The sequence below is a fragment of the Microcoleus sp. Pol11C2 genome (assembly GCF_036701505.1).
Classification (GTDB): domain Bacteria; phylum Cyanobacteriota; class Cyanobacteriia; order Cyanobacteriales; family Microcoleaceae; genus Microcoleus.
In genome coordinates this window covers 44702-66512 of sequence record NZ_JAUBQX010000015.1, presented here as the reverse complement: position 1 = coordinate 66512, position 21811 = coordinate 44702, and the positions used below count along the sequence as shown (strand labels likewise).

General features: G+C 44.9%; 12 protein-coding genes and 1 pseudogene. 1 reads left to right on the top strand and 12 read right to left on the bottom strand.

Annotated features, from left to right (window positions below; genetic code table 11):
* Window positions 1-166: 166 nt before the first annotated feature.
* The 11 genes and pseudogenes from QUA42_RS11520 to cobA form a co-directional block, all read right to left on the bottom strand.
* Window positions 167-697: a transposase gene (locus tag QUA42_RS11520; protein ID WP_333137408.1), complete on the bottom strand. Its 531-nt coding sequence runs from the start codon at window positions 695-697 to the stop codon at window positions 167-169.
* A 20-nt stretch (window positions 698-717) separates the two neighbouring features.
* Window positions 718-1110 carry an IS630 transposase-related protein gene (locus QUA42_RS11515; protein ID WP_333137407.1) on the bottom strand — a complete coding sequence of 131 codons (393 nt, stop codon included), beginning with the start codon at window positions 1108-1110 and terminating at the stop codon, window positions 718-720.
* Window positions 1111-1350: 240 nt separating this feature from the next.
* Complete coding sequence (locus QUA42_RS11510) at window positions 1351-1548, bottom strand: hypothetical protein (RefSeq protein WP_333137406.1); 198 nt, start codon at window positions 1546-1548, stop codon at window positions 1351-1353.
* Window positions 1549-1644: 96 nt separating this feature from the next.
* Complete coding sequence (locus QUA42_RS11505) at window positions 1645-1770, bottom strand: hypothetical protein (protein WP_333137405.1); 126 nt, start codon at window positions 1768-1770, stop codon at window positions 1645-1647.
* Window positions 1771-2079: 309 nt separating this feature from the next.
* Window positions 2080-2658: pseudogene (locus tag QUA42_RS11500) on the bottom strand (Uma2 family endonuclease).
* Window positions 2659-2745: 87 nt separating this feature from the next.
* Window positions 2746-3921 (bottom strand): tetratricopeptide repeat-containing serine protease family protein, encoded by a 1176-nt coding sequence (locus QUA42_RS11495; protein ID WP_333137404.1) that lies wholly within the window; start codon window positions 3919-3921, stop codon window positions 2746-2748.
* Between the two features lie 93 nt (window positions 3922-4014).
* Window positions 4015-5193 carry a tetratricopeptide repeat-containing serine protease family protein gene (locus QUA42_RS11490; protein WP_333137403.1) on the bottom strand — a complete coding sequence of 393 codons (1179 nt, stop codon included), beginning with the start codon at window positions 5191-5193 and terminating at the stop codon, window positions 4015-4017.
* Between the two features lie 226 nt (window positions 5194-5419).
* Window positions 5420-5848 (bottom strand): type II toxin-antitoxin system death-on-curing family toxin, encoded by a 429-nt coding sequence (locus QUA42_RS11485; RefSeq protein ID WP_333137402.1) that lies wholly within the window; start codon window positions 5846-5848, stop codon window positions 5420-5422.
* Window positions 5811-6513, bottom strand: a protein-coding gene (locus tag QUA42_RS11480; protein ID WP_333137401.1) for an IS1 family transposase whose coding sequence is annotated in 2 segments (ribosomal slippage) — window positions 5811-6192 and window positions 6191-6513 — 705 coding nt in all. Because the reading frame shifts where the segments join, the coding sequence is not laid out codon by codon here. Before QUA42_RS11480 ends, QUA42_RS11485 begins: the two co-directional genes overlap by 38 nt.
* 110 nt (window positions 6514-6623) lie before the next feature.
* Window positions 6624-6752: a hypothetical protein gene (locus tag QUA42_RS11475; protein ID WP_333137400.1), complete on the bottom strand. Its 129-nt coding sequence runs from the start codon at window positions 6750-6752 to the stop codon at window positions 6624-6626.
* A gap of 185 nt (window positions 6753-6937) precedes the next feature.
* Window positions 6938-8509, bottom strand: coding sequence for a uroporphyrinogen-III C-methyltransferase (gene cobA, locus QUA42_RS11470; RefSeq protein WP_333137399.1), 1572 nt, complete (start codon window positions 8507-8509; stop codon window positions 6938-6940).
* 141 nt (window positions 8510-8650) lie between these two features.
* Here cobA and QUA42_RS11465 point away from each other — a divergent pair, with 141 nt between their 5' ends.
* On the top strand, window positions 8651-11878 hold the full coding sequence (locus QUA42_RS11465) for a glycosyltransferase (RefSeq protein WP_333137398.1): 3228 nt from the start codon (window positions 8651-8653) through the stop codon (window positions 11876-11878).
* 73 nt (window positions 11879-11951) lie between these two features.
* Here the strand turns inward: QUA42_RS11465 and QUA42_RS11460 are convergent, their stop codons facing one another.
* Window positions 11952-21791 (bottom strand): tetratricopeptide repeat protein, encoded by a 9840-nt coding sequence (locus QUA42_RS11460; RefSeq protein ID WP_333137397.1) that lies wholly within the window; start codon window positions 21789-21791, stop codon window positions 11952-11954.
* Window positions 21792-21811 lie beyond the last annotated feature (20 nt).

Genomic DNA, 21811 nt, shown 5'->3' with positions numbered 1-21811 from the left:
ACTGCTAGCGCCAGAAATATTGATTGTATACAAGTCTTTACTGAAAACTTTTAGTCCAGATAAATTATGATAATTCGATAAAAAAGTTTCGATTACCCAACAACAATCGCTCTTTGTTATCAAGCCATAACACTCGGCGGTGAAAATACAGCGAATTCCAGGTTAATTAAGTACAGTAGCAGCAGCTTGTAAAATAGTTTTTGAAGTGTTTAATATTCACTAAATCAAGTGCAGTAGCCAGCAAAACGTCAACCATCTTGGTAGTAGTTGGGGAGAACTGACGTAAAAAAGCTTTCAGTTGTGACCACCATAATTCTATAGGATTAAAATCAGGAGAATAAGGTGATAAATTCAGGATACTGGCACCAGCCGAGTGAATTAATGGTTCAATCGTCGCTAAGTTATGGGCCTTGAGATTATCCATAACAACGACTGCACCCTCCCATAAGTTCGGCACTAAAAAATGTTCAATAAATACTTCAAAAGCCTTGCCATCCATCGACCCATCTAGCGTCATTAATCCTACTACTTTTATTAAGCTAATTGCTCCAACAACAGTGACTTTTGCACCCCGATAGAAGGGTTTTAAATCGTAGGCTCTCTTACCCACTCTTGAACGTGCGTGGGTTCGTGTTAACCCCAATAAAACCCCAATTTCATCCAAAAAAACGAGGTTTTCCGGGCTGATATTTTTCACCTGCTCCCAATATTCACACCTCAAAATTTGCACTCGTTCTGTGGCAGCCTGACTACTTCGTATTGTCTTTTTTTTCGCGTCAGATTTTGTTTTTTTAGTTCGCGACACATCATACTAGGGCTGACGGATTCTTTGTGGCACTCTCGCCAATATTCACAATATTCTGACAAGGTGCTATCAGGATATTTTTCCACCATTTCTGTCAATTCAGTTGTGCGCGAGTATAACACACTTTTAAGGCTTCCGCCCTGTTTTTTGGGTTGAACATGACCGAGGGTTTGTTTTTGTTTCAAGAGTTTCTGGACAAACGCTTTACTTACATCAAATCGGGCAGCTACTTTCCTAATAGATGTATCACCTTGTTCATAAGCTTTAACTATTTTTTCACGAAATTCGAGCGGTAATGGTTTCATTTTTTTACACCGAGCTACTACAATTAGTGTACCAAACTCACATGGAATATGCTGTATATACCAGAGCCTTCAGGGTCTGGTATTCTGCAGGTTTGAGTTGTTTTTCTAGATTGTTCTGGTAAAATTTAGGAAACATAATTATCTAGATGGGGACACTTAACAATTTCGACCCCATCTTTTTTTACCTCACGTTGGGCAAATCCGCCACTGGTGGGGCAAATGAGCGGGGTTGTCACCCCGTCAGGTTATCGAATTTAAGGACAAATTTGATTCTATTACCATCAGCCACAACTGCTCTTTTAACACTAAAGTGTCGCTGCTGTCTTTGATGATAACGCCTTCATCTTCTTCGGAAAATTCGACGATTTTTTTTTGTTTAATGTAGAAAGGATGCAGATAAAACTCGCCCGTAAATAACAGCGGAGAGACGCTCGACAAACTGATTGTTTTTTCGGCGTTGCTTAATCAGGGTATGAAGAAAATAGCTTTAAAATCCAAAAGCTTTGTTGATACTGGTTTCTATGACGGGCATATTTAGCGTTTCATACCGTAAATCAGCAAAGCCGTTTTTTCCAGCATCGGCGGATACGACAGCAAGTTGAAGTAACCCGCTTTAATCTGATCTAGCTGTCGTTTTTGAAAGTCGGTGATTTCTGGCAAGTAGTCTTGCCATTCTCTGAAAAATTGGTCGTCTCTGACAAGTTGCAGGTCAAAAAGTGTTTTTAATTATTCTAATGTGACATTTGTAGCGGGAATTGTTGGAACTCTAATTCTAGCGCGTTAATTTTATGGGTACTTATAATTTTATCACATTTCCAGCTAATATTATTTCCCCTCGAACGAGCCTAACAAAATTGGTTCGTAGTGAGGACGAAGAGTCATCATTTCACTCGTTCCGACTTAGATTCCTCACTAGCAGCTTATAACGGTTATTTTACGGAAGATGATATAAGTCAAAATTAAACTCTGCTAATTCCAAATTTTTTGCAAATTGAGAACAAATTCCAGCAAAACATTTTCCCCAGAAAGAGTGAGAGGAGATTGTAAAACTTCCACCTCTTGACCGGGGCGATAAATTTCAACTTCCAGTTTTTTGGGGTTAATCAGCCAACCCAAACGACAGCCATTTTCCATATATTTTTGGATTTTTTCCTGAGTCTTTTTCAAGCTATCCGTTGGAGAGAGAATTTCCACAGCAAAATCGGGACAAAGCGGGATAAATTTTTCTCTTTGTTGAGGTGTCAAAGCTTCCCAGCGGGATTTTTCTACCCAAGACGAATCGGGAGAGTGATCGGCTTTATTGGGCAGAGTAAATCCTGTGGAGGAATCAAAGGCTTCACCAAGTTGGGTTTGTTCGTTCCAAAGTCCAATCTGTAAGTTGAATTTTGAGTTGCTTTTTCCCGTTTCTCCTCCGGTTGGTGGCATGACAATTAATTCTCAGTTGGCGTTCCGTTCAAGTTTCAATTCCGGGTTTTGTTCACACAGTTGATAAAACTGTTCTGAAGTTAGTTTGATAATGGAATTGAGGTTTAAGGTGATAGCAGTCATTGTTATTTACCTGCTGTTTGTAGGAACGTGATTAAGAATTAAAAATGACTAATCCCATTTTTAATTCTTAATTCTTAACTTCTAATTCTACTGCAATTGCTTGATTCTGTTGAGCGCGTCTAGATACGCACTCGTTCTTCCGCCTTGTTTGTAAAGTTCTGCTGCTTTTTGAAAGTCGGCAATTGCTTGCGGTTTGTTGTTGTTGTTTTCGAGGCGGGCTAGAGCCCGGTTGTAGTAGGCGTCAGCAAAGCCGGGATTGGCTTCGATCGCCCGCGTGTATGCTGGAATCGGGTTAGTGCGTGTCTCGGGAGTGCTGGCGATGGTGATGGCATTACCAATATTGAAATGCAATTCCGGGGTGTTGTTGGGTTTGAAAGAGAGTGCTTTGTTGAAATCCTCGATCGCCTCGAAAGTATATCCCTCATCTAAGTACACCAGTCCTCGAAAATAAAAGGCTGGGGCGTCTTTTGGGTTGAGGGTGGATAGGGGAACTGCGGTGGGGCGAGAATTGTCTACTTTCAAATCGGATTTGTTCATTCCCGCCGCCGCCAGTTTCGCCATAAAAGTATTGATCGGAACTGCTGCATTAAATCCCGTTTTAATCGGGGCGACTTCGCCGGAGCTCGTTTGGGCGAAACCGAATTCGCCTTGTCCGTGCAAGCCGATGACTCGGCCTTCAGAGTCGAAAACCGGCCCGCCACTCATCCCGCTCCAAGTTACGGCCTGATACCGCAAAGTGTAACCTTCCGGGCGGTTGCGGGGGCGGCTGGTAACGAGTCCGGGAGAGAGTTCGGGTTCTCGTTCCGCGCCGAAAAGTCCGCCGGTAGCCGGATAGCCGTAAACGAAGATTTGAGTGCCGATGACGGCTTGATCGGAATCGGCGATCGTCGCCACTGGATAGTCTTCTGGGCTGTCAAATTTGACTACGGCTAAATCCGCCTCTGTTTCGGCTGTTTGCAGCTCGGTGACAGAGGTTGCTTGATAGTTTTTGCCTGTGGAGGTGCGAACTGTGTATTTGAGATCGGGTTTTTCGACGACGTGGTTGACTGTTAAAACTGTGTAAGTTTTGCCGTTTTTGGCAATAATTACGCCGGAACCGTCTCCTAGGGAACTGTTAACTTGCACTGTCACCGGCCCGGCAATGTTGGCGACTTGTTCGGGAGTTTTGGCGATCGCACTGTGGCTGATGATTATAGTTAGGGCAGCCGTACTCCCTGCTAGCAAGGTGGTTAAGGTGTCGAAACGGGAAAAATTTACGTTCATGGTAGTTGCTGATTATATTAATTACCCTAGTTGGAAATTCAAACATCAAAATGAATAGCTTCATTTTGATGTTTAAACTCTTAAATGCTAAGTTTATTGCAACTGTTTGATTCTGCTGAGCGCGTCTAGATACGCACTTGTTCGGCCACCTTGCTTGTAAAGTTCTGCTGCTTTTTGAAAGTCGGCCATTGCTCGCGGTTTGTTGTTGTTTTCAAGGTAAGCTAAAGCTCGGTTGTAGTAGGCGTCGGCAAAACCGGGATTGGCTTTGATCGCCTGCGTGTATGCTTCCATAGCGCTGGGCGCGCGGGTTGTCTCGATGCTGGCGAGAAGAGTGCGGGCATTGCCGATGTTGAAATGCAATTCAGGAGTGTAGTTGGGCTTGAAAGTGAGTGCTTTGTAGAAATCATCGATCGCCCCCGAAGGATTGTCTTGATCTAACCGCGAAAGTCCTCGAAAATAATAAGCTTGGGCGTCTTGCGGATTGGCGGTGGATACGGGGCCTTGATTTGCGGGAGTATTGTCTACTTTCAACTCGGATTTGTTTATTCCCGCCGCCACTAGCTTGGCGATAAATGTATTGATGGGAACTGCTGCGTTAAATCCGGTTTTAATCGGGGCGACTTCGCCGGAACTCGTTTGCGCGAAACCGAATTCCCCTTGTCCGTGTAAACCGATGACTCGGCCTTCGGAGTCAAAAACTGGACCGCCACTCATGCCGCTCCAAGTTACGGCCTGATACCGCAAAGTGTAACCTTCCGGGCGGTTCCCCGGGCGGCTGGTAACGAGTCCGGGAGAGAGTTCGGGTTCTCGTTCCGCGCCGAAAAGTCCGCCGGTAGCCGGATAGCCGTAAACGAAGATTTGAGTGCCGATGACGGCTTGATCGGAATCGGCGATCGTCGCGACTGGATATTCTTCGGGACTTTCAAATTTGACTACGGCTAAATCCGGGTCAGTTTCGGCGGTTTGCAAACGGGTGACGGAGGTTGCTTGATAGTTTTTGCCTTTAGACGTGCGAACGGTGTATTTCACGTCTGCTTTTTCTACGACGTGGTTGACTGTTAAAACTGTGTAAGTTTTGCCTGTTTTGGCAATAATTACCCCAGAACCGTCTCCGAGGGAACTGTTAATTTGTACTGTCAGCGGCCCAGCAATGCTGGCGACTTCTTGGGGAGTTTTGGCGATCGCGGGTTGGCTGATGACTATAGTTAAGGCTGCGGTAGTTCCTGCTAGCAGGGTGCTTAAGGTGTCGTAACGAGAAAAATTTATATTCATGGCTATTGCTAATTAGTAGTTGGGTAGCGGGATTTTGGGAAGAAAGGGCGATCGGCGGTTTGTGCTTTTTTTTGTTTAGTTTTATTACTGATTTGACGCAAAGGATCTCGGCTTTGTTCTTTAGTGATAATTTTACTCGCTTTTTTGTTCCGCGATTCGCTATTTTAATGTAGGGTGACTACGCCGCACCTTACTGAATCTCAATGAAGGCTGCCAAAATTACTTATTAAAACTCAAAAGTACATGACTCGAAATTGGTGATTAGTGCTTCCTTAGTCATGGTTCCCCGTGCGACTCGCATGACTAAATTATATACTCCATCGTCGGTCAAATTCAGAGCGCAACCATTCAAACGCAAAAAGGTATCTGTCACTGCAAAAGCCGTTCGTTGATTGCCGTCAATAAAGGGATGATTCATCGCTATTTGATAGAAATAGGCGGCAGCTTGTTCGCTAATCGTTGGATGCAAAAAATCTCCGCCAAAAGTTGCTTGTGGCTCAGCCAAAGCCGACTCCAACAAGCATTCATCTCTAACGCCGGGAGTGCCACCAAAGCTAGAAATCTGGTCTGCATCAAGTTCTAGCACTTCATCTAGAGAGAAAAATGGCGTTGCTGAATCAAGATATGAAGGCCCCAGGAATGGGAATATCGTCAAATTTCAAGTAATGTATTAATAACTTAATAGAATGCTTGAGCATTTCCTCACATTTAGAATAACAAAGAGTTTGGCGATGTAGCCGAGCTAGATAATGTCTTAGTCTTGTATTTTCCCCTTCGACTCGTGTCATATAAGTCTTACTAACAATCTGATCTCCATCAGGAATAAACATGGGATATACAGACCATCCATCTGTGACATAAAAATAGCATTTCCATGTACTTACTTGGTCCCATAATGGTTCAAATGTCTTAGCGCTATGATCCCCTAATACCCATCCTAAAATTCCTGGCTTAAAGTGGTCAACCGCTGTCCACAGCCAGATCTTATCTGTTTTTTTTTACATAAGTTTGTAACTCATCGAGTTCACCCACTTCTGGAATGACTTCAGGGTCATAAACATCTGGTAACAGTTTTCCGACTTGTTTTACCCAATTCATTACCGTGGTATGATGAACTCCCTTAACTCGTTCTATCGCCCGTAAGCCCATACCATTGACGTACATTTTTAGGCAGTCACGTTTGATGCTCTCGCTATAGCCTCGCTGGGGTGCATACTCATTAATGAATTGACGACCACATTCGACACAAATGTGGTTTTGTTTTCCTTTTTTCTTGCCGTTTTTACGGATATGGGTTGATTTACAGTCTGGACATTGCATAAATTGTTCCTCGTGTTCATACTATAACTCAGCAACGCCAGAAAAATTTAGGAGTTGGCAAGGCGACGGTAAACCTCATCTCGTTCTTTGTTAGATTCTAGGTAAGCGTTCTAAACATCCCTTTTTTCTGATTTTACAGGCTGTTTTGCCTTCAGGCTTAGTACAAAGTCCAGCACTTCTTTCAACATAGTTTCTGGTACTTGGGCGAGTTCTTGAAGAAGTTGGTCTTTTGCGGTCATGTGTCTTTCCTCCTAGTTATTTTACAACTATTTTATCCGAATTCATAAAAGTTTTGCAACCTAGAGATTGTACGCGAGCATCTGTATGGACACGGCACTGCCGTGTCCTTACTTACTTTTTTAAATTGGTATTACAACCATTTTACAAGCTACAGATGAGATAATTAACGGCTGCCCGCTAGCAGTTACGAACTTTGATATTCTGCAACCCATTCAACGATCGCCTCAGCCAATCCGTCTAACGTGTATTCTTTGGCTTCCACATCTAACTTACCCAATAAATTCTGACAGCTTTTGGAAGTTTCTGGGCCGATGGATGCGATGCAAACGCTTTCCAACCAATCCTGAGATCTGGACAATTGCGGGCTTTGTTCTATGAGATTGCAAAAGTTATGCACGGTTTTTGAACTGGCAAATGTTATGATATTTACGGCTTGATTTTGAAGTGCGGATAGGGCTATCGGATCGATAGTTTCGGGACAGCAAGATTGGTAAGCTGGCACTTCTATTACTTGCGCTCCTTTGGCGGTGAATTCTTTTACTAAAATTTCTCTGCCACCGCTTTCTACTCTCGGAAATAGGATTTTGCTGTTTTGCAAGTTGTCGGGGAAGTTATCGACTAGGGAATCGGCGACAAAGTTGGGGGGAATAAAGTCTGGTTGTAGAGAGTGCGATCGCAAACTTTCTGCTGTTTTTTTCCCGACAACTGCGATTTTAATACCAAACAAACTGCGGGCGTCTTTGCCTTTTGCTTGTAATCGTTGAAAAAAGCAGTCTACAGCGTTGTGGGAAGTGAGAATTAACCAGTGAAAGCTTGACACTTGTGCGATCGCACTGTCTAATGGTTCCCAACTCGAAGGTGGCCCAATTACCAAGGCGGGCATTTCGATCACGCGGGCTCCTTGTTGCTGGAGTCGATCGCTAAATTCAGCCGACTGAGAAACCGATCGGGTGACTAAAATGGTTTTTCCTGCTAGTGGGGATTTGCTGTTATTAATCGTGACAGGTGTATCGATCATATTTGTGCTTTCTGGCTGGATTAAATATTCGCGCAATCTAACTACTGCCCCAATTACGATCACGCAAGGCGACAGAGATTGACCTGCTGTTTGCTGTACAATGTTGGAGAGAGTACCGAGCCAAATTTGCTGTTCGGGGCGGCCGCAATCTCGGATAATGGCGATCGGAGTGTCAGTAGATCGTCCGTGCTTTTGCAATTGCCAAATTATCTCGCTTAAATTGCGCCCTCCCATCAATATTACCAAAGTTTCTATCTGCACTAATGCTTCCCATTCCAAAGCATCCGGTTCATGGGCGCTCATCACTGCAAAACAACGACTCATTACCGGATCTGTGAGGGGAATTCCTGCTAGTAAAGGTGCGGCTAATGCGGAGGATATTCCGGGTATTACTTCAAACTCGCAGCCGGCTGTGATTAATGCTTGAATTTCGGAACTAGAACGACCAAAAATAAACGGATCGCCACTTTTTAAGCGGATCACTTGTTTTCCTAATTGGCAATTTTCTACCAGCAAACGGTTGATTTCTTGCTGCTGGGTGGAAGGTTTTCCGCCGCGTTTCCCAACTTGGATTTTTCGACAAGTTGCTGGGATTAATTCGAGTTGGGGGATGTCGATGAGAGCATCGTAGATTAAAACTTCTGCTTGGGATAGCAGTTTGTGCGATCGGACTGTCATCAAGTTACAATCTCCGGGTCCCGCACCGACTAGATAAACTTTCCCTTTTTGGTTTTTCACAATTCCTCCTCGATAGTATAGTTTTATGAATATTGCTAGCCTATAGTAAGGTACGTATGGTGCACCCTACACTATAGTAAGGCGCGCCGAGGCGCACCCTACGTTATACTCAGCAGTTTGATTGGATAATAAAAGCTATTTATGCAGATTATCATCATCACCGCCGCCGATGCAAATTACTTTGAATTGGTGCAAGGTACTATTTTATCGGTGCGGGAAAAACCAGAGGGTGAAAATGTGGCGATCGGCTTTTTCGATCTCGGCTGTACTCCCGAACAGTTGCAGTGGCTGAAAACACAAGTTAATATCATTCAAAAGCCGGATTGGGACTTTGACTTTCCTGGCAGAAATGAATCTCCCGAACATTTAAAAGGACTATTAGTTAGACCTTGTTTGCGAAAATACTTTCCCAATTTTGATATATACCTTTGGATTGATGCGGATGCTTGGGTTCAAGACTGGAGAGCCATTAATTTGTTGGTTGAAGGAGCATCGCGCAGGGGACTGGCAATTGTTCCCGAAGTTCACAGGGCGAGCTTGCAGCAGTACGGGCAACTTCCTCAGTTTTGGCACTGGGTTTATCAACAATATGAAGCTAACTTTGGTGAAGAAATTGCTAAGAAATTCTACAGTTATCCGATATTAAATGCCGGAGTTTTCGCACTCCGAAAAGATACTTCGCACTGGAAAATATGGGCTGAAAAACTCAATCAAGGATTGCAAAGATCCGGCTGTGTCATGACAGATCAATTTGCCCTCAACCTCGCTGTTTACAGTGGCGAATTGTTCAATCTCACTGAAATGCTCCCAGCTTGGTGCAATTGGATATTCAACGGTTTTCCGGTTTGGGACAAGCAGCGAGGCTGTTTTGTGGAGCCTTACTTGCCGCAGGAGGCGATCGGCATTTTGCATTTAGCTGGCCGCCAGCAGTTTGACCGAGTACAATTGATGGCAACTGACGGCGATATACTGGAAATTAGCGTCCGTTATCAACCTAAAAAACAGGAAGCAATACCAATATTTCAAGAACCCAAAATGACTTACCAACAATCTGAACTTAGCAAAAATAATTTATTACAACCAGGGGATTACGTTTCGCCAGAGTTCCAAATAATTATACCTGACTCCTATTTCCCCAATATGATTATTGCCGATCCAAATGCGAGTAACTGGCCTTACTTGCGCCGGGAAATTCCGCATAATTGGTATGCAGACAAGCGCTATCCATTCATCGGGTTTTTGAATCGCGACGAAGCCCACATTCTTTACAACACAGCCCTGCAATTCAAAGGTAAAAAAGCATTAGAAATAGGTTGCTGGCTGGGTTGGTCAGCCTGTCATTTAGCCCTCGCAGGAGTTGCATTAGATGTCGTCGATCCGCTGTTAGAAAGAGAAGACATCAGACAAAGCGTAATCGACTCAATTCAAGGTGCTCTAAATGCGTCGGGCGTTCAAACATCAGTCGAGCTAATACCAGGCTACAGCCCCCAAAGAGTAGAAGAATTTTCCGCTCAATTCAACCGCAAATGGTCGTTAATTTTCATTGACGGAGAACACGGAGGTGATGGGCCGTTAAATGATGCCATTGCGTGTGAAAAATTGGCTGAGGAAGATGCAATAATTTTATTTCACGATTTAACCGCTCCCGATGTTGGTAAAGGTTTAGATTACTTGAAGCAAAGAGGATGGCAAACAGTAGTATATCAAACAATGCAAATTATGGGTGCTGCTTGGCGGGGCAATGTCGAGCCAGTAAAACATCAACCCGACCCCAATATTTCCTGGCAATTGCCAGCACATTTGCAAGGTTACAATATTAGTAGTTTAGAGACAATTAACTCTCAAAGAGCAAACCAAACCCATCAAAACCAACAGTCATCTTATACAAGAGATTGTTACCAATTAATCGGAGAAGGAACTCGCAGTTCTGCTAGAGAAATTATTCCCCTGCTGTTAGACTTGCTGCAACCGACTTTACCTAAAAGTGTGGTGGATGTGGGCTGCGGTACGGGAAGCTGGTTAGCGGCTTTTCACAAGTTGGGAATTGCTGATTGTTTAGGAATAGATGGCGATTATGTCGATCGCACTCTTTTAGAAATTCCTTTAAATCAGTTCAAGTCTTACGACTTAAAGCAACCGCTGCAAGTAGAAAGAAAGTTTGATTTGGCAATTTCTCTGGAAGTTGCCGAACATTTACCCAGTACCTGTGCGGAAAAATTTGTTAATTCTCTAACTAAACTAGCACCAGTAATTTTGTTTTCAGCAGCAGTACCATTTCAAGGCGGTGTCGAACACGTTAACGAACAGTGGCCACAATATTGGGCTTATTACTTTCAGCAAAATGGTTTTGCAGTCATTGATTGCTTGAGAAAAAAAATCTGGAACAATGAAAAAGTAGAGCCTTGGTACGCTCAGAATATCTTAATTTTTGTTAAAGAAGAATACTTGTCGAAATATCCCAGGTTAGTAAATGAGTATCAAAATACCGATTTAAATCTATTAGCGATTGTTCATCCAAAGATTTATTTTTACGGCTTACAAGCGGCTCGAAATTCTAGGGAAAATTTACCTTCAAACCATCCTAAAAGCCTCCCGCCAATTGCGGCTTCGCCACAGCTTAAAAGTCAACCTTTGATATCTGTGATTATTCCCTGTTACAATCAAGCTCATTTTTTGTCGCAAGCAGTAACTAGCGTTATCAATCAAACTTACAAAAATTGGGAAATAATCATTGTCAATGATGGCAGCTTAGATACTACTAGCACAGCAGCCAAAAATTTGATAGCAGCAAATCCCCAGCATCAAATCAGGCTAATAGAACAAGCCAATCAAGGGATATCAATGGCTAGAAATACTGGCATATCGGCAGCAAACGGCGAATACATAATGCCCTTAGATGCCGATGATATTTTAGCTCCAAATGCCTTGATTTGTCTTTTAGAAATATGTCTAACATCCAAAGTACCTTGCGTAGCATTTGGTTCTTATCAACTTTTTGGCGGCAATGAAAATCACACAATACCCAGTTATGATTTATATTCACCCAAAAATATCAAACAATCTAATATGATTTGCACGTCTTCATTGTATCACAAATCAGTTTGGAATTTGGTCAACGGTTACAAAGCAGAGATGAAAGAAGGTTATGAGGATTGGGAATTTTGGGTTAATTGTCACAAACATAGGATTCCTTTTTTGGGAACGAGAGAAAGAGTTCTTAATTATCGTAGCGTTCATGGTTCTAGGAATGCAACTGCTCAACAATATCATCACAAATTGGTAGCACAAATTGTTTCTTACAATCCAGAACTATACGATAGTGAAAGTGTAAACAGTGCTAACAAACTATTGGAATCAATCGCCAATTAATCTTTTTTATAATGACTAAAGTCTTTACTACGAACAATTTCCCGAAAGTTTGTAGTCAGGACTTTAGTGTTATCTACATATCCGCAATCACATCCAAAAAACGCTTAACTTGTTTTTCCCAAGTCCAATCTAGCATAAAATTAGCCGCAGCTAAACCGCGACGTTTTGATTCTTCGCGATTAGTATAAACTTGTTCCAAAGCCTCGACAACTTCTGCAACCTCAGACTCTCCCCAACCTTCTACACCGGAAAAAGGAGCAGTCAGTTTAACTCGTCCTTGGCTCGATAAAGGATAGCAAATGTTGCTGTAAATCAAGTCTAAATGACCAGTATTTGCTGATAAAATAGTCGGAATTCCGCAGGCCATGCTTTCCATCGCGACTAAATTAGTGCCGCCTTCACAGCGATTGGTGAAAACAGCGCAGTCAGCTTCTCGCAAAATTTGTCCGGCGAGGTGATTGGGAATTAAGCCGAGGTCGATAAAAGAGTCAGTCTGCAAACCGTTAGCCACCAACCATTGGGAAATTTCTAAACTTCCGTCGCGGTTGATATTGGGGAGTCCGGCAACGTTTCCGGTTTGTTCGATTCCTAGCATATACTGAGGCCAGAAGTTGTGCCATGTTGTTAGTAACAAAGCCTCTGGATGTCTGGCGCGAAATCGTTTGAAAGCAGCAATTACAATATCTTGACCTTTGCGATATTCCAGTTTGCCGCCGGAGAAAATGACGAAGCGATCGCCAAATAGATTAGATTTGGGTGCAGGATGGAAAATTGTTGGGTCAATTCCTTGATGTACCATCGCCACATTAGTCAAGCCGCGGCTTCTCAACACATCGGCATTCCAGTTAGAACCGGCGACAATCACGCGATATTTTTTGGCTGTTTCTAGTGCTTCTGCTGTGATTCGTGTGTCTTCAAAAAATATGACTCCTATTTGACAAGCGCTGGTAATTTGATTGTCAACTCCAGAGGATGCTAAATTATTCCCCAAAGCATAAAGTACGGGAAAATTACAACTGATTTGTTTGTCGGAATTTGCTGCTACTAATTCCTGAAAAATTTTGTGCTTTTCAATTACAGGTAACAACAGCGATTTATGCAGCGGATTCATTGAATCTGATGTGATTGATGGCGGTGCTAAAAGTGCAACTTCCCAGGCGGGATTTTGCCGCAGTTGTAGTGTTAAATTCATGGCGTAAATTCCCCAGCCGCTGGTGATGCTGAGGGGCCAACTAATGCCGATTCCGGTAATTTGTGGGGGAGTTTCTGGGGGTTGGATTTGAGGCGGAGTATCAGAATCTGCGTTACCAGGCTGAGTATGGGAACGAGTAGATTGTAGGGGCGGTGCCCCCGTGCCCGCCCTATCTAGCAAGGCTGCTTTTATACGATCGCACACTCCATCCCAATCACCCGGTTTTTGCTGGCGAAACAGACGCACAGTGGGATACCAAGGGCTATCTTCGCGTTCCAGCATCCAGCGCCAATCGGGAACAAAAGACAGCAAAATCCAGACGGGCTTGCCCAAAGCACCGGCTAAATGCGCCACAGCAGTATCTACGCAAATTACTAAATCGAGTTGCGAAATAATTGCTGCTGTGTCGGCAAAATCGACGCAATGTTCACTCAAATCTTCAATTTGGTGTTGATTTAATAAAGTGCGTGAAGCGCAGCTATCCTGTAGGGAATCGCCCGCTGACAAATCTTTCTGAAGACTGTAAAACCTCACTCCCGGAACATCTACAAATTTCACAAAATCGCTCAATTTACACGAGCGCTGGTGATTGTTGCGGTGCAGCGGGCCGCCCGCCCACACAAGACCTACTTTTAGTTTATTGTTCGGCTCTAGGAAAAATTTAAAATCCTGTGGCGGAGCTAAATAAGGAATATTTGCCGGTATATTTTCCAAAGTCGTTCCCAGAATTCTGGGCAAACTTAGCAGGGGGGCTTGCACTTGAAAATCTATCAAATCGCTCGGCCTGACTCCTACTCGATCGACTCCGGCAATTCCTTCAAATAAACGCTTCAGCAAGACATGACAAGCAACAATAACTTTCCCACGTTTTTGCTTAACTAAAGGCGCGTAGCGGATAAACTGTATCGTATCGCCAAAACCTTGTTCAGGGTGCAGTAAAATTGTTTTTCCCTGCAAATCAGAGCCGTCCCAAAGCGGTTGCTCAAAAGAGTTCCGATCCAATTGTTCAGCTTGCCAGCGCGATTCGTACTCCGCAAAACCACGCTTCAAATCTCTAGTTAAGAGCAAAGCGAAGGCTAGTCTCAAGCGCCAATTTGGCGAGTTGGGACGTAGTTGAATTGCTTTATTGTAGAAGTTGATCGCCTCTGCGACTTGTCCCTGTTCTTCGAGGGCGGTACCCAAGTATAAGTTAGTTTCAGCCTGGTTGGGATTGATTTTTAGCGATTTTTGGTAATGAGCAATAGCCTCGGCTATTTGCCCGTTTTCCTGTTTGATATCACCTAAACAACTGTGGGCTTCTGCGTGGCTGGGTGAGGCAGCAATTACTTGTTCGTAGCGATCGGCTGCTTCTGCTTTTTTACCTTGTTTTTGTAAAGCATTTGCTATGTGAAATTGTACCTGTGCGGGCGATAAGGAAAATCGAGGCGAAGCCTGGGGATATCCGTTACCAGGCACAGCCTGGGAACGATTAGAGATTAGGTGTTTTAAGGCTGTTTTTACGCGATCGCAAACTCCCACCCAATCGCCCGGTGTTTGCTGCCGAAACAGTCGCGCCGTCGGATACCAAGGGCTATCTTCGCGTTCCAACATCCACCGCCAATCCGGCATAAAACACAGCAAAATCCATACGGGTTTACCCAAAGCACCTGCTAAGTGCGCGACAGCGGTATCCACACAAATTACTAAATCTAGTTGCGATATCACCGCCGCAGTATCGGCAAAATCGTTCAAATTGTCGCTCAAATCTATCACTGGAATCTGAGTTAACAAAGTACGATTGCCAGCCGACATTTCTTTCTGAAGACTGTAAAAAGTTACACCGCGAATATCTAACAATTGCAGGAAGTAGCTTAAATCGCTCGATCTCTGAAAATCTTTCAAATGTTCCGCACTTCCCGCCCACGCAATTCCAACTTTAAACTGACCATCGGAATTTAGAGAAAATTGCCAATTCGGCGGCGCAGCTAAATAAGGAACCTTTGCCGGTATATTTTCTAAATTTGTTCCGAGAATATATGGCAAACTCATCAGCGGTGCTTGCAGTTGGAAATCGGGCAATTCATCCATCCGAATCACCACTTGTTCAATCCCAGGAATCTGCTTAAATAAACGCTTCAGTTCTTGATAGCAAGAAAGGATTACTTTGCCGCCTTTTTGCTGCACAATTGCCGCGTATCGCACAAATTGAATGGCATCGCCCAAACCTTGTTCGGATCGGAGTAAAATAGTTTGCCCGTTCAAATCTGAACCGTCCCAAATCGGTTGATCAAAATTCAACCTTTGCAATTTTTTCGCTTGTTCTGTTTGCCAGCGCCACTCGTATTCTGCTAAACCGCGCGACAAGTCCCCAGTTAGCAGCAAGACTAAGCTTAAATTGAAGTGAGCTTTAACACAATTTTCATCAATTTTTAGAGATTTATTGTAACAATAAATTGCTTGATTTACGTCTCCTAATTGTTCATTTGCACTGCCTAAATTAGTGAGAGCTTCTAGATAATTCGGATTCAAAGATATTGCTCGTTCCAAGCTAGAAATTGCCTGTTCTATTTTGCCAGCACCCAAGGATAACGTTCCCAGGTGATAGTGTCCTTTAGGATTGTTGGGTTCTGCTTCAATTGCACGCTCGTAAAGCCGTTCTGCCTCGGCTAACTGAGCTTTTGCTTGCATCGCCGCACCCAAATTTACCAGCGCTGGCGCATAATTGGAATTGACAGAAAGTGCTTGATGAAAACAGGCGATCGCAGTCGGCAACTCGCCCTGCTGCTGGAGTGTCGCGCCGAGATTGTTGAGAGCTTTGACGTAAATCGGATTCAGGGCGATCGCCTTTTGAAAACAAGATACAGCATCGGGTATATTACCTTGATCTTGCAGCAAAATACCCAAGTTATTGTGCGCTTGAGCGCAGTTCGGGGCGATTTCGATCGCGCGCTGATAATAGGTGGCAGCTTCGGCTAAATCGCCTGTTTGGTGCAGCGTTACTGCCAAATTCGTGGCGGCTTCGATCGAATTCGGCTGCCAAACTAAAGCCTTTTTAAAACAAGCGATCGCCTCCGACAATCTACCTTGCGCTTTCAGAACATTTCCGCAATTGAACTGTTCTTGAGCTAAGTCAACATAGGGCTGAGCTTCTATTAGTGGTTGAGCTTCCTGATCCTGAGAAATTCTTTTTCTGAGCGCCAAACTAGCTTGTTCTAAAACTCCTTCCCAATCTCCCGCTGTAGACTGGCGAAACAGGCGCGCCGTCGGATACCAAGGACTATCTTCGCGTTGCAACATCCACCGCCAATCCGGCACAAAACACAGCAAAATCCACACTGGTTTGCCCAAAGCACCAGCCAAGTGTGCCACACAAGTATCTACAGAAATTACTAAATCCAGAGCCGAGATTGCCGCCGCAGTATCCGCCAAGTCGTGCAAATAAGAGCTTAAATCTGTTACGGCCATTTGCTCTAACAAAGCGCGATCGTCTGCTGTCATTTCCTTTTGCAAACTGTAAAAATCTGCTCCGGGAATATCTAACACTTTGGTGAACAAATTTAGCGGAAACGATCGCACCTTATTTTGGGAGTATTGAGAATTTCCAGACCACACAATCCCTACTTTCAAATTAGTAGTTGGATTGAGAGTAAATTCGCAACCGGGCGGCGGAGCTAAATAAGGAACTTTGACGGGTATAGTTTCTAAAGTTGTTCCCAGAAGGTGAGGCAAACTCATGAGCTGCGCGCGCACTTGAAAATCCGGCGCATCCTCTGGATTAACTATTAACGCATCGAGTCCCGAAACTTGTGCAAACAAGCGCTGCAACTGCGGCAAACACCAAACAATTACCCTGCCGCCTTTTTGCTTGACTAAATCTGCGTAGCGGATAAACTGAATTGCATCGCCTAAACCCTGTTCCGGGCAAAGCAAAATAGTTTTTCCCTGCAAATCTTTGCCATCCCAAAGCGGCTGAATAAAGTGGTGGGATCGGAACTGTTTTTCTTTAACTAGGAGTCGCCATTCGTACTCGCAAAAACCGCGCTGAAAGTCTCCCGCCAGCAGCAAAACTAAACCTAAATTTAGGTGAGATTCAGGATGGCCGACATTGAATTTAACTGTTTGGCTGTAGCAGGTGAGAGCATCTGCAACTTGGCCGCGATCGTGCAAAGCACTTCCCAAACTGGTGAGGGGATTGATATAACCGGGTTTGAGTTCGATCGCCCGACGGTAACAATCGATCGCCTCTGCCATTTTTCCCGCTTCCTCAAAAGCTTTGCCGAGATTGTTCAAAGCTTGTGGAAAGTCGGGTTTCAGGCTCAAAGCTTGCTCGTAGCAGGCGATCGCATCTTCAATTTTGCCCTGTTTGTGCAGGACAATTCCCAGATTGCAGTGAGCCTGTGCACTGGCTGGCAATGCCTGAATCGCTTGCTGGCAAACAGCTAAATCCTCATCCACCTTATCTGGGCTAGACAGCGAACTCCCGAAAGCCAGATCAGTTTCTGCCCAATCCGGTTGCAGCGCCAGAGCTCGATCGTAGTATGCGATGGCGCGGTCAATTTTGCCCTGTCGGATCGAGGCGTATGCTAAATGCTGCAGGGCGTCCACATAATTTGGCTCTATCGCGATCGCCCGTTCGTAATTCGCGATCGCCCGTTCGTAATTCGCGCCCGATTCCTCCCCTTGTTCCTCCAAAGCAATTCCCAAATTCAAATAAGCGACCGCGCAATTAGGATTGACTTGAATGGCTTGCTCGTAGCAGCTTATAGCCTCCGCCACATCTCCTTGCTCTTCCCGCAACAGGCCCAAATTAATCAGCGCTTCCGCGCAATTCGGGTTTAAAGACAGCGCCCGCTCATATTCTGCGATCGCCTCTTCAGTCTCTCCTGCTTCCGCGAGCGCGCTACCCAAATTGCTTGCAGTTTCCGCCAAATTCCCGTCGATTGCTAGGGCTTGTCGGTAGTGGGTGATCGCCTCTGTTAGCCTGCCCGTTTGCTGTTTGACAACGCCTAAATTGCTGTAGGCGGCTGCGTAATTAGGAGCGATCGCGATCGCTCGCTCATAACAAGTGATCGCACCGCCAAAATCGGCTTGCTGCTGCAAATCCACGCCCAACCGAAACTCTGCATCCGCCGAATCCGACGGCACAAATGCAGCAGCAACCGCGCCTAGACCTTCCGCCACCCGATCGAAAACGTCCTCCCAGTCCCCCCGCTGATGCTGGCGAAACAGCCGCGCCGTGGGATACCAAGGACTATCTTCACGCTCCAACAGCCACCGCCAATCCGGCGAAAACGCCAGCAAAATCCACACTGGTTTGCCCAAAGCGCCCGCCAAATGGGCGACAGCGGTATCGACACTAATGACTAAATCCAGTTTGGCGATCGCAGCAGCAGTATCGGCAAAATCGCCAAAATGCGGGCTCAAATCTACGATCGACGTTTGATTCAACAGCGCGCGATCGGCCTCGGAAACCTCTTTTTGCAAGCTGTAAAAACTTACCCCCGAAACGTCCAAAAGCGGCAGAAACTGACTCAAACTGCACGAACGCTGCTTGTTTTTGCGGTGTTTTGGATTCCCCGCCCAGACAATGCCAACTTTCAAAGTGCGATCGGGCATAAGCGTAAATTCAGCACCCGCAGGCGGAGATAAATAAGCAGTATTTGCCGGTATTGTTTCCAGCTTTGTACCAATAATATAGGGCAAACTCAACATCGGCGCTTGCACGTCAAATTCCGGCAGTGGCTCCCCTTTAACTATTAGCAAATCAATGCCATCAACCGTTGCAAATAAACGGTGCAATTGCGGGTAACAGCCCACAAGGACCCTACCGCCTTTATTTTTGACGATCGCAGCGTAGCGAATAAACTGAAGCGAATCGCCTAAACCTTGTTCGGCGTGCAGCAAAATAGTCTTTCCCACCAAATCAGAACCGTCCCATAGTGGCCGGTATTCTCTCGCCGAAACAGTATTATCCGGCCCCGTCAAAAAACACGAGTGACCAGTGTGAAATTCTTTAATTTGCCAGCGCCACTCGTATTCGGCGAGACCATTTTCCAAATCTCCCACCAACAGCAAAGCCAAGGACAAATTGAGGTGAGCGCTAGCATGATTTGGACTTAAATGAATCGCTCGTCTGTAGCAGGCGATCGCATCTTCTACCGCGCCTTTTTCCAGAAACGTCCTGCCTAAATTGTTGATAGCTTCCACAAAATCCGGCAGCAATTCCAGAGCTTTGTGATAATACTCCAGCGCCTCTTCTAAATTGCCCTGTTCTTGCAAAACTGTTGCTAGATTGTTGTAAGCTTCCCAGCTATGCGGCTGAATTTCCAGCGCTCGTCGGTACAGCTCGCTAGCCCTGAAAAGTCCCCCCTTTTCTTGCAGCGCCACAGCTAAATTAATCAGTGCGGGTACGAAATTCGGTTCAGCGAAAAGAGCTTGTTCGTAATGTGCGATCGCCTCTTCCACTTGACCTTGTTCCTCAAAAATCTTTGCCAAGTTGTAAGATGTTTGAGGAATATTGGGATTAAGCGCTAAAGCTTCTCGGTAATGCGACATAGCTGCGTCCACTTCGCCGTTTTCTTGCTTGAGAAAACCCAAATTAATCCGCGCTTGGACGCAACTTGTGTCAAGAGATATTATCTGTTCGTAAATGGCTATCGCCTCTTCCCTATCGCCTGTTTCCATTAAATGCTCTGCTTGCCGCAATAAATCCTCTAAAACAACCAAACTCTCCCCGCCAGTTCCAATCGCAACCGATGTCTCAATCCCCTGCGATTGCTTAGCTGCGGAGCCTTCTGCTAACCCTTCGCTCCCAATCACAAATATTTGTTTACTTTCTTGAACTACGCTTGCACCTGTCATTTTGAGAGCTACAGAATCGAGGTCAGGCGTATGATTAGCAGTCATTGCAAGTGAAACGAAGTCAAGCTGAGCGTGGGCAGAATCCTCGGAGTAACTAGCAGTATTGGCGATCGCAAAAGAACTCAAAGCTGCCTGCACTTCCTCAAACAATTCTTGCCAACTTTCCGGCTGACTTTGGCGGAAAAGCCTCGCAGTTGGATACCAAGGATTGTCTTCACGATCCAGCAGCCAACGCCAGTCAGGAGCAAAAGAAAGCAGCACCCAAACCGGTTTTCCTAAAGCACCGGCTAAGTGCGCCACAGCCGTATCGACACTAATGACTAAATCCAGTTGAGATATAGCCGAAGCGGTATCAGCAAAGTCGTTCAAATGCGGAGTTAAATCCGGCACTAAGTGTTGGTGTAACAAAGTGCGATCGCTCTGGGACAAGTTTTTTTGTAAACTATAAAAAGCAATCCCCGGAACATCCAAAAATCGAATAAAATCGCTCAAGCTGCAAGAACGCTGATTGTCTTTCCGGCGCTTCTGGTTCCCCGCCCAAACAATCCCTACCTTCAATTTTGCATCAGAAGAAAGCGCAAACTTGCACTCAGCAGGCGGAGCTAAATAAGGAACATTTGCCGGTATTGTTTCTAGAGTTGTCCCGACAATTCGCGGCAAACTCATCAGCGGCGCGTGAACATCAAATTCTGGCAAACCTTCAAGACTAACTGATAAATATTCAATACCAGCAACTGTCGCAAACAAGCGCATCAGTTCGGGGTAGCAAGCCACCATAACTTTAGCCCCTCGGCTGCGAAGAATTGGCGCGTAGCGAATAAACTGAATAGAATCGCCGAAGCCTTGCTCGACGTGCAGTAAAATAGTTTTTCCCTGCAAATTTGAACCATCCCAAACCGGCTGTTTAAATTGCCTCGGTTGTAGTTGCGGAGTGCGCCACCGCCACTCGTATTCAGCAAAACCGCGTTGAAAATCTCCGAACAATAGCAAAGTTAAGGCGAATTCCAGATGGGCTGTGGCATTGTCTGGCTGCAATTCCAAGGCTCGACTGTGACAAGAAAAAGCCTCTTGAAATTCTCCCAAATCGACCAAAGCGTGTCCGAGATTGTTAATAGCCTCCACGAAATCGGGCTTTAAGTTTAATGCTTGTCTGTAGTAGGATATGGCGGCTTTTACATTGCCTTGTTCGTGGTAAAATGCTCCTACATTGTTGTGAGCTTCGGGATTGGTGGGTTCTAGTTTTACAGCTTGCTGGTAGCAGTTGAAAGCTTCGGCGAATTTCCCCTGCTGTTGCAAAACTGTTCCCAATCCCATCAGGGAATATATCAAATTTGGATTAATTTTTAAAGCGTGGACGTAATAAGTTATCGCCTCGTTTAACTGATTTTTTTGTTTAAATAAATGTCCTAAATTGTGCGCTGTTTCCGACAGGTTGGGGTCGAGTTGCAACGCTGTTTTGTAATATAAAATAGCCGCGTCTATTTCCCCTAATTGCTGTTTTACCCAGCCCAAATTATTGTAAGCGAGTGCGGAATTTGGCTGGATTTTGATGACTTGTTCGTAACTGGCGATCGCCCTTTGATACTCGCGTACATCCAGCAAAACATTAGCTTTATTTAAATGTGCTTCTACAAAATCGGGGTTTTGGGCGATCGCTTGTTCGTAAAAGTCGATCGCTTCGGCAATTTTTCCCTGCTGTCGCGCCGCTATTCCCAACAAACACAGCACGTTTGCTGATTCCGGCTGCACTTCTATTATTTGCCGGTACAAATTCTCAGCTTCTAACAAACGGCCCGCTTGGTGATGTTCCCAAGCTAATTTCAAAGAGTCTTCGGCACCCAGTTTGCAGGCAGTTTTCCGAATTTTTTTTTGAGAAGCCATAGTTGTCTTTGTTGTTTGGG